General features: G+C 58.7%; 11 protein-coding genes. 1 reads left to right on the forward strand and 10 read right to left on the reverse strand.

From position 1 onward, the window contains the following. Window positions 1-183: 183 nt before the first annotated feature. Window positions 184-888, forward strand: a complete 705-nt coding sequence (locus AAAK34_RS16430) for a carbonic anhydrase family protein (RefSeq protein ID WP_231694273.1) — start codon at window positions 184-186, stop codon at window positions 886-888. Between the two features lie 9 nt (window positions 889-897). On the opposite strand, the gene AAAK34_RS16435 is transcribed toward AAAK34_RS16430, so the two are convergent. The 10 genes from AAAK34_RS16435 to lpxD all read right to left on the reverse strand — a co-directional run bounded on the left by AAAK34_RS16435 (window position 898) and on the right by lpxD (window position 12,976). Next, window positions 898-1,758, reverse strand: a complete 861-nt coding sequence (locus tag AAAK34_RS16435; protein ID WP_431777486.1) for a DUF1566 domain-containing protein — start codon at window positions 1,756-1,758, stop codon at window positions 898-900. Between the two features lie 173 nt (window positions 1,759-1,931). Continuing rightward, window positions 1,932-2,576, reverse strand: coding sequence for a DUF1566 domain-containing protein (locus AAAK34_RS16440; protein WP_431777487.1), 645 nt, complete (start codon window positions 2,574-2,576; stop codon window positions 1,932-1,934). A 654-nt stretch (window positions 2,577-3,230) separates the two neighbouring features. After that, window positions 3,231-6,518: a carbamoyl-phosphate synthase large subunit gene (gene carB / locus AAAK34_RS16445; RefSeq protein WP_231694270.1), complete on the reverse strand. Its 3,288-nt coding sequence runs from the start codon at window positions 6,516-6,518 to the stop codon at window positions 3,231-3,233. Window positions 6,519-6,586: 68 nt separating this feature from the next. Continuing rightward, a complete protein-coding gene (carA, locus tag AAAK34_RS16450) occupies window positions 6,587-7,765 on the reverse strand; it encodes a glutamine-hydrolyzing carbamoyl-phosphate synthase small subunit (RefSeq protein WP_231694512.1) in 1,179 nt (392 codons plus the stop codon). 225 nt (window positions 7,766-7,990) lie between these two features. After that, a complete protein-coding gene (locus tag AAAK34_RS16455) occupies window positions 7,991-8,773 on the reverse strand; it encodes a TrmH family RNA methyltransferase (RefSeq protein ID WP_231694269.1) in 783 nt (260 codons plus the stop codon). Next, window positions 8,770-9,402: a ribonuclease HII gene (gene rnhB / locus AAAK34_RS16460; protein ID WP_231694268.1), complete on the reverse strand. Its 633-nt coding sequence runs from the start codon at window positions 9,400-9,402 to the stop codon at window positions 8,770-8,772. Before rnhB ends, AAAK34_RS16455 begins: the two co-directional genes overlap by 4 nt. After that, the gene (gene lpxB, locus AAAK34_RS16465) at window positions 9,374-10,582 is read right to left on the reverse strand and encodes a lipid-A-disaccharide synthase (RefSeq protein ID WP_231694267.1); all 1,209 of its coding nucleotides are present in this window, start codon (window positions 10,580-10,582) and stop codon (window positions 9,374-9,376) included. Before lpxB ends, rnhB begins: the two co-directional genes overlap by 29 nt. A gap of 37 nt (window positions 10,583-10,619) precedes the next feature. Continuing rightward, on the reverse strand, window positions 10,620-11,408 hold the full coding sequence (gene lpxA, locus AAAK34_RS16470; protein WP_231694266.1) for an acyl-ACP--UDP-N-acetylglucosamine O-acyltransferase: 789 nt from the start codon (window positions 11,406-11,408) through the stop codon (window positions 10,620-10,622). A gap of 54 nt (window positions 11,409-11,462) precedes the next feature. Continuing rightward, window positions 11,463-11,906: a 3-hydroxyacyl-ACP dehydratase FabZ gene (fabZ, locus tag AAAK34_RS16475; RefSeq protein WP_231694265.1), complete on the reverse strand. Its 444-nt coding sequence runs from the start codon at window positions 11,904-11,906 to the stop codon at window positions 11,463-11,465. 89 nt (window positions 11,907-11,995) lie between these two features. Beyond that, window positions 11,996-12,976, reverse strand: coding sequence for a UDP-3-O-(3-hydroxymyristoyl)glucosamine N-acyltransferase (gene lpxD / locus AAAK34_RS16480; RefSeq protein ID WP_231694264.1), 981 nt, complete (start codon window positions 12,974-12,976; stop codon window positions 11,996-11,998). Window positions 12,977-13,008 lie beyond the last annotated feature (32 nt).

The following is a 13,008-nucleotide window of genomic DNA, read 5'->3' on the forward strand; positions in this document are numbered from 1 at the left end:
CTCGGCGGTATTTTCCGATTATTATGCACTGGAAGCGGCCATTTGGGCGTCACGTTGCTCCGTGTCACCTCCAGGAGTATGCGAGCCGCGTGCTTTTCACCTCTCCATACGAGCCTGAAAGCCTCGGGTTCACGATGACCTGCCACCATTTGACATCACATGGCATCACTTGGAGAATATGGCATGCTGACCCGCCGAAACGCTCTCAAAACGGCATTGGTCGCGTGCTCTACCTTGGCTGCGGAGCAGGCGCTGGCGCAAAAGTTCTGCGCCGTACAAACGCCGAAATCCCAGGTCGAAATCACGCCTGATCAAGCGCTGAACTTGTTGCGCGAGGGAAATGAACGCTTTATTGCTGGCCGGCCTTTGAACTGCGACTTGCTGCCCCAGGTGCGCGCTACCTCAGAAAAGCAAGCACCTTTTGCGGCCGTGGTGGGCTGCATCGACAGCCGAGTGCCTCCCGAGCTGGTCTTCGACCAGCATATAGGCGATATTTTCGCAGCTCGCATTGCCGGCAATTTCGTCAATGACGACATCATCGGGAGCCTTGAGTTTGCCACCCAGTTGGCCGGAGCCAAAGCGATCGTGGTGTTGGGCCATGGCGGGTGTGGCGCAGTCAAGGGCGCCGTCGACGACGCCAGGCTAGGGTTGTTGAGCGGCGTCCTTGCGCAGATTCGCCCCTCACTTGCCAAGCTCCAGTATCAGGGTGTGCCCAGTTCAAGTAACACCGAGTTAGTGCAGCGCGTTGCAGAGCAGAACGTTCGGGATGCCGTCGCCAGACTGAACACCCGCAGCGAGGTGCTGACAAAACTCGTACGGGCCGACCAACTCAAAATCGTGGGCGCCATGCATGACATAGAAACCGGGAAAATTCGCTGGCTTTCCTGAGCAAGAGCCTTATTTCCTTCTTGCTGCGCGCATACCCATGCCGCCCAGCAGCAGACTCAAGAGTCCAATACCCAACGCCTCAAGGCTTGGCACTGAAGCGATTTCCCCAGCCCTGTGCACACCTGGATTGCCCGATTGCGCGGGTTTCCAAGCGATTTGATCGCCAGCAGGCCAGTCTGCCGTCAGGTCTCCGACTGACTCCGGTAGATTCGTCTCATCCGCAGGATCATTCTCGGAGTTTGCGGCTGGGCTCGGGCTCTCTGACCGGGCTTCGGGACTAGACTGAAGCGCCGGGTTCTGCTGAGGTTGCTCGCTCCACGGAACGGGTACTGAAGGAGCCTCCAGCACCGGTGCGCCCTCTCCTGAATCGAAACTCAGGAAGTCATTGCCCCCGCGCACCAAGTGAACCTGCAGTTTAGATTTCCAGCGGTTAGCCGGTTTGTCCAGTCCGGCAGTGGTAGCCATAGCCCACGCAGCATCCTGTATGTCGGCGACTGGTGAAGAGGACCAGTAAGCTGAGACTGGAAACCCAGGAAACTGGCTTGTATTGACAGAAGGCCCTTCACACGCCGTTTCGACAATGGAGAGCAACTCATTGATATTTGGTAGTCGCCAATCGTCCTTGCCCAGCTTTTGGATTGCCCCGGGTGTCGGCTCTGGAGGTTTAACACCCCCGATCGATCCGAACATTCGCGCCCACACTGTCAGAAACGATGGTGAGTCCACCTCTGCAGCATTGACTGCTGCGACGCGCTCGAACGCTTCGCTCCATAAGTAAAACTCAGGCTTACCTGTGCATGTCATGCCACTCCAGGTCTGCCCTTCGGCACAGCGCTTCCAGATCAGGCCCGTCGGCTTGTGCAACACCATGCCGGCACCCGCATCAGAGAAATGATGGTCAGGCGTGCTACGAGCCGCTCCTCCCTGACAGAATTGAGCCGATGCTGGAGATGCGAGGGAGAGCATCGCTGGCAAAACTATACAAACACCAAGAAATCGATGGATCATGAAGGGTTTGCTTTTTTACTGTTCAGAATGCGACATCATTTCGACTTCCTCACGAGTCGAATTGAATGAGGCTCATCCATAAGTTCAAATGCGCCACCACCGTTCTGGAAGTTCCTTAGCCAGCCGACACCCCTCAAACCCGCGACGGCGCTTGATGCCCAATAGAGCGTCGCGGGGGTGTTTGGAAAATAGATAGGATCAATGGCCGGGCTCTTGCGGCCACGATCGACGATATTGGCCAACTCAAGGGGCGTCGGCAGGCGCCAATCGTGGTATCCACAAAGGCCCACCTCATTGACGTCCTGCACGTACTTGATGGTGTCGCAGCGACCAGCTGCATGGCACGCGCCACCGTCGGCAAGCTCGCCTTCACGACCATCGCCACGGTACCAACTGTATGTATGCCCCATGGACCTCAAGTGAGTCGCGTCAGCAATCTTCACCTCCCACATCAGGCCCGTGTTGTTGTCGTAAGTGCAGGCCCAACCATGGGGCTCGCTACCGAGCGCGGCTTCTTCTGGAAGCATGGCGCCGACATTGCTTACTTTGGTGAAATCGAAGCCGTTCGGCCTGCCGGCTCTCGTGCCCGCACTTCCGCCCTGTTTTTGCAGGGCGTGCTGAAGAGCGGCAGCATCGCGGCCATAGCGCGCGTCCTGCGCGCCTGGAACAGGAACTCTCACAAAATTCGCATCAGAACCCGCAACTATTCCAGCCCCTTGGCTGTGCAGAAAGTCAATGCCCGTGTCATTGAGTGGTCCGGCGTATGCGGAAACCAAGAATCCACATGTGGATAGGACCGGGATGAGGACCAGGCCGTAGAAATACGACAAACTCATTCTTAATTGTTGACTTGAATAAACGATGCCTCACGGCAAGATCGCGAACACATCTCAGGAAATGTATATTTTAATACTATTTTTAAGTCGAGTTCTTGGACTTATAACAACTTTAAATTAAACCAAAGCACTACTTTTTATCTGAAAACTTGTTTCATACGAAAAGCATGCGACCGCCACATTCGCCTGACTCCAGCGCACGCGAATCCACCGCCCCTTACCCGACGTCTTCTTGGGACTTCCCGGACAGGAGTGATTAGCAAGTAGTACTTGGCAAGAAGCCGGTCGCTTACATCAGGGCGACAAGCGCAAATGGCCCTGAATCAACGTCATGATTCTGAGAGGCCACCGGGCATTGCGCATGGACGCGCACGCCAGTCTCACAGGTGGAAAGTGCGCCCAAAGAGAGAAACCAATCGAGCATTGGGCTGCGCTACTGGCGAACCCGCCCGAGGGTTCCGCCAGGCTGAGCGCAGGCGCGCGTGCGCCTGCGCAACGTTACGCTGACGCTAACGCCTGGTGCATTTCCTGCACCGAAATCACCGCCAGTTTGTCCATAAACTGCATGCCATCAACGGCTGCCTCGGCACCAGCGATGGTGGTGATGGTCGGCACGCGCGCCAACAGAGCGCTGGTTCGAATGGCACGGCTGTCAGCGATGGCATTTCGGCGTTCTTCGACGGTATTGATGACCAGGGCAACTTCGTTGTTCTTGATCATGTCGACGATATGCGGGCGACCTTCGGTGACCTTGTTGACCGTTTCACACGGCACACCCGCAGCCTCGATGGCCGTGGCGGTACCGCGGGTTGCGATGAGCCTGAAGCCCATGGCCACCAGATCGCGGGCAATTTTTACAGCCGTCGGCTTGTCGCTGTTCTTCACCGTCAGGAACACCTTGCCGGCGGGCGTGCCGTCGGCCTTCAGCGGACGCGGCAAACGCTCACCTGCCCCCATCTGGGCCTTGATGTAAGCCTCACCAAAGGTCTTGCCAACTCCCATCACCTCACCGGTGGACTTCATCTCTGGGCCGAGAATGGTGTCAACGCCGGGGAACTTGACGAACGGGAAGACGGCCTCTTTCACGCTGAAGTATGGCGGTGTCACTTCCTGCCCAATGCCCTGCTCGTCGAGGGACTGCCCAGCCATGCAGCGCGCTGCCACCTTGGCAAGCTGAATGCCCGTTGCCTTGCTCACGAAAGGCACCGTGCGGCTGGCGCGCGGGTTGACTTCCAGCACGTAGATGACATCGAGCTTACTGCCGTCTTCTTGCAGTTTTTCCTGAATGGCGAACTGCACGTTCATCAGGCCAACCACGTTCAGCCCCTGGGCCATGGCGGCGGTCTGGCGCTTGAGTTCGTCAATGGTGGCCTGACGCAAGTAGTACGGAGGAAGCGAGCATCCGGAGTCGCCAGAGTGGACGCCAGCCTGCTCGATGTGCTCCATGACGCCACCGATGAACACTCTGCCTTTGGCATCACGAATCGCGTCGACGTCACACTCAATGGCGTCGGACAGGAAGCGGTCGAGCAGCACAGGTGAATCGTTGCTGACCTTCACGGCCTCGCGCATGTAGCGCTCCAGGTCGCGCTGCTCGTGCACGATCTCCATGGCACGACCGCCCAAGACGTAGGAGGGACGCACCACAAGTGGATACCCCAACTCTGCGGCTTTTTCCAAAGCTTCGCTTTCAGTACGAGCCGTCGCATTGGGGGGCTGACGCAGACCCAGGTCGTTGAGCAGCTTCTGGAAGCGCTCGCGGTCTTCAGCAGCGTCGATCATGTCGGGTGAAGTTCCGATGATCGGCACACCTTCAGCTTCCAGGCCGAGCGCCAGCTTCAGGGGAGTCTGCCCGCCGTACTGCACAATGACGCCTGTGGGCTTTTCCTTGTCCACGATTTCCAGCACGTCTTCGAGGGTGAGCGGTTCGAAATAGAGCCGATCAGAAGTGTCGTAGTCTGTAGAAACGGTTTCCGGGTTGCAGTTGACCATGATGGTTTCGTAACCATCTTCGCGCATGGCCAAGGCGGCGTGCACGCAGCAGTAGTCGAACTCGATGCCTTGGCCAATCCGGTTGGGCCCGCCACCGAGCACCATGATCTTTTTCTTGTTCGTGGGCTCTGCTTCGCACTCGTCCTCGTAGGTCGAGTACATATAGGCCGTTCCCGTCGCGAACTCGGCGGCGCAGGTATCAACCCTTTTGTACACCGGACGCACGTTCAACGCAGCGCGGCGCTCGCGCACAGCCTTGTCGGTGGTGCGCAGCAGCTTGGCCAACCTGCGGTCGGAGAACCCCTTTTTCTTGAGCGTCAGGACCTCATCGCGGGAAAGCATCTCAAGCGCTTTCTCGCCATGTTGTTCTGTGTGCTGATCCAGTTCGAGTTCGATCTTGATGATTTCCTCGATCTGCACCAAGAACCACTTGTCGATCTTGGTGAGCTGGTGCACTTCCTCCAGCGACCAGCCGGCGGCGAATGCATCTCCCACATACCAGATCCGATCCGGGCCAGGCTCGCCCAGCTCTTTTTCGAGCGTTTCGCGGTCCTGGGTTTTCTCGTTCATGCCGTCAACGCCGACCTCCAGGCCCCGCAGCGCCTTCTGGAAGGACTCCTGGAAGGTGCGACCAATGGCCATGACCTCGCCCACGCTCTTCATCTGGGTGGTCAGTCGGTTATCAGCCGCTGGGAACTTCTCGAATGCGAATCGAGGGATCTTGGTGACCACGTAGTCGATCGTGGGCTCGAAGCTGGCAGGGGTAGCGCCGCCTGTGATGTCGTTCTTCAGTTCATCGAGCGTGTAGCCGACAGCCAGCTTGGCCGCCACCTTGGCAATCGGGAAGCCCGTAGCCTTCGAGGCCAGGGCAGATGAACGGCTGACGCGCGGGTTCATTTCGATCACGATCATGCGCCCGTCTTTGGGGTTGACCGCAAACTGCACGTTGGAACCACCCGTATCCACGCCGATCTCGCGCAATACAGCAATCGAGGCGTTGCGCAAGACCTGGTACTCTTTGTCGGTCAGCGTCTGCGCGGGAGCAACGGTGATGCTGTCACCGGTGTGCACGCCCATAGGGTCGAGGTTCTCGATCGAGCAGATGATGATGCAGTTGTCCGCCTTGTCGCGCACAACCTCCATCTCATACTCCTTCCAGCCGAGCAAGGATTCCTCAATGAGCAGCTCGTTGGTGGGCGAGGCTTCCAGGCCCCGCTTGCAGATGACCTCAAACTCTTCCGGGTTGTAGGCGATGCCGCCACCGGTGCCACCCAACGTAAAGCTGGGGCGGATCACGGTCGGGAAACCAACGCTCTTTTGCACCGCCCAGGCTTCCTCCATGCTGTGCGCAATGCCTGAGCGTGCCGATCCCAGGCCGATGCGGGTCATGGCATCCTTGAATTTCAGGCGGTCTTCGGCCTTGTCGATGGCTTCCGGCTTGGCACCGATGAGTTCAACGTTGTACTTGTTCAGTACACCATGTCGCCACAGATCAAGTGCGCAGTTCAGCGCGGTTTGCCCACCCATGGTTGGCAGAATCGCGTCGGGGCGCTCTTTGGCAATGATTTTCTCTACCGTCTGCCAGGTAATCGGCTCGATGTAGGTGACATCGGCGGTGGCAGGGTCGGTCATGATGGTGGCGGGGTTGCTGTTGATCAGCACCACGCGGTAGCCCTCTTCCCGCAGAGCCTTGCAGGCTTGCACGCCGGAATAGTCGAACTCGCACGCCTGGCCTATGACAATGGGGCCGGCGCCGATGATAAGGATGGTCTTGAGGTCTGTGCGTTTGGGCATGTGCTCGCGAATCGGCGCCTGTGAGGGCGCCGATTTTCATTTTCAGTTGTGGTGGACGTCGTGATTCATCACGCCTGGGGCCGCTTAGCATTGATCATGAGATCAATGAAGCGATCAAACAGGTAGCCCACATCGTGGGGGCCTGGCAGGGCTTCCGGATGCCCCTGGAAGCAGAAAGCCGGCTTGTCGACATAGGCAAAGCCTTGCAGAGTGCCATCGAACAAACTGATATGCGTGACACGCAGGCTGGGCGGAAGCGTGGCCGCGTCCACGGCGAAGCCGTGGTTCTGGCTGGTGATCGATACGCGCCCGTCTTGCTGATCCTTGACCGGATGGTTCGCCCCATGGTGGCCAAACTTCATCTTGTACGTTTTGGCGCCAGAAGCCAGTGCCATGATCTGGTGGCCCAGGCAGATTCCGAAAGTGGGCATTCCACTGTCGATGATGGTTCGCGCAGCGTCAATCGCGTAGTCACATGGCTCTGGGTCGCCAGGGCCGTTGGACAGAAACACTCCGTCAGGTTTGAGGGCCAGGACTTCGGCCGCAGGGGTCTGCGCCGGCACCACGGTGACTTGACAGCCACGGGCAGCCAGCATGCGCAAGATGTTCTTCTTGACACCGAAGTCATAAGCCACAACCTTGAACCGAGGTTCTTTCAGCGTACCAAAGCCTTGAGTGATCGACCATTCGGTCTGATTCCACTCGTAAGGTGTGCGTGTGCTGACGACCTTGGCAAGATCCAGGCCGGTCATGGATGGCGCCGAGCGTGCGGCGGCAATGGCTGCATCAATCTGCTGCTGAGTGGGCTCAACCCCCGCTTCCAGCGCCACAATGGTGCCGTTTTGAGCTCCGTTTGTACGCAGCAGTCGGGTGAGCTTGCGAGTGTCGATACCTGCAATGGCGACGGTTTTGCCGGCAATCAGGTAATCGCTCAGGGTTTGTTCCGAGCGAAAATTGCTGGCCAGGAGCGGCAAATCCTTGATGATTAGGCCTGCGGCCTGGATCTTGCCGGACTCCACGTCTTCCGCGTTCACTCCGGTATTACCGATGTGAGGATAGGTCAGCGTGACAATCTGCTGGCAATAGCTGGGATCTGTAAGGATCTCCTGGTAGCCAGTCATGGAGGTGTTGAACACCACCTCGCCCACGGTGGAGCCGGAAGCTCCAATGGATTGACCTATGAAGACGCTGCCGTCGGCGAGGGCGAGGATGGCGGGCGGGAATTTCCCCTCGAGTGACGAAAGCAAAGGGTTCTCCGGGATAGTTACGGTCGCCCTCGCATACCGCGCCCGCGCCCTTGACGAACGCGAGAACTCTCGGTTGGAAGTAAATGCCTTGGCTGCGGTCTGGCGACGCTGTTTCGAGAAAAGCCCCTGATTATAGCCACCAAGGGAATACCCCAGCACTCGCGTAGTACTCCATCGGGGGCATTTTCCGCGAGTCTATCGAACTTGACTTGGGACCTTGCAAGCTTAAGGTCGCTGGTGAGACGCAGCGCTGGCGTGCATGCAGATGGCCGCGGCAGCCGCCACATTGAGAGACTCCTCGCCGCCCGGCTGCGCGATACGCACGGAACGGTCAGCCCGCGCCGCAAGTTCAGCGCCAACACCCTGGCCTTCGTGCCCCATCACCCAGGCACATGGCCAAGGCAGCTGACTGCGGTGCAGGTAGTCTCCTTCGTGCGAACTGGTGACCAGCATCGGGACACTCAGCCCCGCCAAATCTTCGGGCTCAATCCCCTCTATCAGACTCAATGCGAAGTGCGCCCCCATGCCTGAGCGAAGCACTTTAGGCGACCACAGCAACGCGGTGCCTTTGATCGCCGCGACTTGAGCAAAGCCGAAGGCGGCCGCGCTACGCAAAATGGAGCCGACATTCCCGGCGTCCTGCACGCGGTCCAGCACGATCGTGGGGACATCGGGCTGCAAAATCGGCTGGGCCGGCAAGTTAACGACGTAGGCCATCGGGGCGGGCGACTCAAGCCCACTCAGGTGAGCCATCAGTGCCTGGTCGATGACAATGTTCTTGCCTGGCGACTGAAGTCGATAGGATTCCGCAGCGGACCAAAATGATTCTGTGATCACCGCCATGGCAGGCGAAATGCCTCGCTCATGAGCGGCGCGACAGAGGTGATCGCCTTCGATCCAGACCCGACCCTGTTTGCGATAAGCGCCGCTGTCTTGCGCCAACCGCTTCAAATCCTTGATCAACGGATTGTCCCGCGAAGTAATGCGGAGGGGAGGTGCAAAATTCATGAGTGAGAAACCTGCTGAAGTAACTGCGCCACGGGCGAGAACGAACGCCTGTGATGCACGCAGGGTCCGTGCTCACGCAGCGCCGCCAAGTGTGCCGGGGTCCCATAACCTTTGTGCCCTGCAAATCCGTACTGCGGCCATTCGGCATCCACTTCAAGGCACCAACGATCTCGGTAAACCTTGGCAATAATTGAGGCAGCCGAAATGGACGCCACCTTGGCATCACCGCCGACCACCGCTTCGGCATGCATGCTGAGTGTTGGCAGGCGATTGCCGTCTACCATGACTCTCGTAGGGCGCAATCGAAGACCCGCAACAGCGCGCTGCATAGCCAGCATGGTAGCTTGCAGAATGTTGATCTCGTCAATCTCCTCCACACTCGCCTGACCAATCTCACAGCAAAGTGCTTTTGCACGGATTTCGTCGTAAAGACGCTCTCTTCGAAGCGGGGTAAGTTTCTTGGAGTCCGCCAAGCCCTTGATAGGCTGGCGCGGATCAAGAATCACCGCGGCAGCCACCACAGGGCCGGCCAGCGGGCCGCGCCCCGCCTCATCTACGCCTGCCACCAAGCCAGATGGATCCCAATCAAGAGCACGCCGCTTAGCGTGCAAGTAGCGATTCGATGACATCGGTGGCGAGGCGAGAAGTGTCGCGGTGCAATTCTTCATGCAGCATGGCAAAGCGCTGCTCAATAGCGGAAATCTTCTCAGGTGTGTCGAGCCAGTCAAGGACCGCCTCCGCCAGGGCCTGAGGGGTGGCGGCATCCTGGACCAGTTCCGGCACCACAAAGGGGGCATCAGGACGGTCGGCAAAGGCATGCGGCGCGATCTCCGGCGGCCGGCGAAGCCAATGCCCGGGCGCGCACAGCACGTTCGGCAAGCCGATCCAGGGCAACTGACGCATACGACGCATGAGTCGGTAGCTGATAGCGGGCATGGCGTAGGCAATGACCATGGGGCACTTGAACAGAGCTGCTTCCAATGTGGCCGTGCCACTGGCGATCAGCGTAACATCGCAGGCTGCCAGGACTTGATGGGATTGACCCGGCACCACCGTCAGCGCCGCCCCCAACCCGCTGGCCTGCGCTGCAAGCTCGATCTGACCGTGCAGGTGGGCCACCGCCGGCACAATGAAACGTGCATTCGGCCGGGAGTGCCTGATATGCGCGGCAGCCTGTAAAAAGCGGGGCAGCAAGTGCTTGACTTCAGCGGCTCGACTCCCTGGGAGCAGCGCCACCACAGGTCCGTCCCCCTCCAACCCAAGACCCTGCCGCGCCGCCGGGCGATTCGGCTTCATGGGAATGATGTTGGCCAAGGGGTGGCCTACGAAAGTCGCCGCTATGCCGTGTTCAGCCAACATCTCAGGCTCGAAGGGGAACAAGCACAGGACATGATCCGCGGCCGCCTTGAGCTTAAGCAGCTTCTCGGGACGCCAGGCCCAGAACGAAGGGCTGATGAAATGCAGGGTCTTCAGGCCAGCGCTTTTTAGGCGCGCTTCCAGATCAAAGTTGAAATCCGGCGCATCCACGCCAATAAACAGATCCGGGCGCTCCTTCAGGAGCCTGTCCGCAAGCTGCCGACGTATTCTCAGCAGTTCCGGAAGCCTCGGCAGCACCTCCAGATAACCTCGAACCGATAGTTTTTCGACCGGCCACCATGCATCGAATCCTTGCTCAGCCATGTGAGCGCCACCGATACCACCTGCACGCAAGCCAGGCCAACGCGCACGCAGGCTTTGCAGCAGCAGGGCCGCCAACATATCGCCGGAGGGCTCACCGGCCACCAACGAAATCGTAGGAGACTCGCTCATGGGCGAATTGGAATTCAACCTGGAACCGCTTCCAGAGTTAACGCACGATGCCGCGCGAGGCGTTGGCCAGGAAGTCCTGCATCAATGCAATGTCGGCATCCGCTTCGTTCAGTTCACCACGGAGCGCATCGATCTGTTGACGCGCGGCTTCCAGGGTAAGGCCCTTGCGATAAAGCAAGCGATGCATCTGCTTGACGATGGCAATGCGTTCGGATGAATACCCGCGGCGCTTGAGACCTTCTGCGTTGATGCTTTGAGCTTCGGCCGGGTTGCCTGCAGCGGTCACGAATGGAGGCAGATCCTGCGAGAGGCGAGTCTGGAACCCAGTCATGGCATGGTCACCCACGCGCACAAACTGGTGGATGCCTGTCAGGCCACCAACGAACACCCAGTCCCCCAGGTGGACATGCCCTCCCAGGGTTGCCGCATTGGCCATGATGATGTGGCTGCCCAGTTGGCAATCGTGCGCTATGTGCACGTAGGCCATGATCCAGTTGTCATCGCCCAAAGTGGTAACGCCGACGTCCTGCACGGTCCCGGTGTTGATGGTGACGAACTCTCGGATGGTGTTGCCGTTACCGATCTCCAGGCGCGTGGGCTCGCCACGATACTTCTTGTCTTGCGGGGCCGCGCCGATACTGGCAAACTGAAAAATGTGATTATCCCGACCAAGGGTGGTATGACCCTCGATCACACAGTGAGGACCAATGGTGGTTCCCGCACCGATGCGCACGTGCGGACCAACCACACTGTACGCGCCCACAACCACGCTGCCGTCAAGTTCGGCCTGAGGGTCAACTAGAGCAGTGGAGTGAACCTGTGCCATTTCTTGATCTTTGGTATGTAGCGATCCCGCGGCAATGCCCGCCTCAGAAACGGGCTAGGCCACTTTTCTCATGGTGCACATGAGCGTAGCTTCGCTCGCAAGCTCTCCGTCTACCGTGGCCTTGCAATTGAACTTGTAGATGCCCCCGCGCACCCGATCCATGGCAGCATGCAAGATAAGTTGATCGCCGGGTTCCACTGGGCGTTTGAAACGAGCACCATCGATGCCAACAAAGTAGAAAACGGTGTCCTCGCCCAGCGATACGCTTTCGACTTCCAATGACAGGAGTGCGGATGTCTGAGCCAGCGCCTCAAGAATCAATACGCCCGGCATGACGGGCCGACGAGGAAAATGCCCCGTAAAGAACGGCTCATTCATCGTGACGTTCTTGAGGGCGCGCAGCGTCTTGGCCTGCAGATCCACATCGAGCACACGATCGACCAATAGGAAGGGATAGCGATGCGGTAGCTTGGAAAGGATCTGGTGGATGTCCATCATGGCGGATGCTTCTATATTGATAGCCATTGGCGCTCATTGTACAAGCGCCCGCAAGCGGTATTCACACGTTTGCCTATGGCGGGAGCGGGCTACCGGCTTTTTGGGAGCAAGGCTTCCAACCGCTTGAGCCTCTCACGTAATCCGTGGATATGCTTAAGCGTGGCGGCATTTTTCTCCCACGTAGAGTTCTCATCAATTGGGAAAAATCCGGTGTAATGCCCTGGCTTGAGAATAGACCGGGTCACGATCGAGGCGGACGAAATGTGCACATGATCCGCGATGGTGAGATGCCCCAGAATCATGCCGGCGCCACCGACGGTGCAATGTGCGCCGATACGTGCACTGCCCGCCACACCAACGCAACCGGCCATGGCCGTGTGCTTGCCAATATGCGTGTTGTGCCCGATCTGGATTAAATTGTCCAGCTTTACGCCGTCTTCGATTACCGTATCGTCGAGAGCCCCACGATCAATACAAGTATTGGCGCCAATTTCGACATCGTCACCAATGCGCACGGCCCCCAGCTGCTCAATTTTGATCCAGGCTCCGTCGTGCGGCGCCAATCCGAAGCCGTCGCCCCCGATTACCGCCCCACTTTGAATGAAACATCTGGCGCCGATCACGCAGTCTTCTGCGACGGTGACGCGGACTGTCAGCACCGTGTTCGCGCCAATGCGCGCGCCACGTCCGACGAAACACTGAGGACCCACGCTGGCGCTTGGGTCGATCCAGGCACCCTCTTCGACAACTGCACTCGGATGCACGCCAGGCACAGGAACACGGCCATGCGCCCTCTTCCACAATTGTGTCAGGCGCGCGAAGTACAGGTGGGGATCAGGCGTAACGATGCAGTCGCCTCGCCGCTTGGCCTCGTCGGCCTGGGCTGGCGCCACAACGACGCAGCCGGCCCGAGTGCTCGCGAGCAAAGGGGCAAGCTTCGGGTTGACGAGATAGCTCAACTCACTTTCCTGAGCGCTTTCAAGGGGCGCAAGGCGTGTGATGGCCAGCTCAGGATCGCCGAAGAGTTCGCCACCTAGAGCTTCGACGATGGCGCCGGTATGGAGGCTCACTGAATAAACGACAAGTGAATCAGAAAACGTAC

The organism is Ottowia caeni (assembly GCF_050821495.1).
In the GTDB taxonomy this organism is placed as follows: Bacteria; Pseudomonadota; Gammaproteobacteria; order Burkholderiales; family Burkholderiaceae_C; genus Ottowia; species Ottowia caeni.

Coding starts and splice junctions, on each gene's coding strand:
- AAAK34_RS16430 (WP_231694273.1), top strand. CDS start 184: ATGCTGACCCGCCGAAACGCTCTCAAAACGGCATTGGTCGCGTGCTCT.
- AAAK34_RS16435 (WP_431777486.1), bottom strand. CDS start 1,758: ATGGTGTTGCACAAGCCGACGGGCCTGATCTGGAAGCGCTGTGCCGAA.
- carB (WP_231694270.1), bottom strand. CDS start 6,518: ATGCCCAAACGCACAGACCTCAAGACCATCCTTATCATCGGCGCCGGC.
- AAAK34_RS16455 (WP_231694269.1), bottom strand. CDS start 8,773: ATGAATTTTGCACCTCCCCTCCGCATTACTTCGCGGGACAATCCGTTG.
- rnhB (WP_231694268.1), bottom strand. CDS start 9,402: ATGTCATCGAATCGCTACTTGCACGCTAAGCGGCGTGCTCTTGATTGG.
- lpxB (WP_231694267.1), bottom strand. CDS start 10,582: ATGAGCGAGTCTCCTACGATTTCGTTGGTGGCCGGTGAGCCCTCCGGC.
- lpxA (WP_231694266.1), bottom strand. CDS start 11,408: ATGGCACAGGTTCACTCCACTGCTCTAGTTGACCCTCAGGCCGAACTT.
- fabZ (WP_231694265.1), bottom strand. CDS start 11,906: ATGATGGACATCCACCAGATCCTTTCCAAGCTACCGCATCGCTATCCC.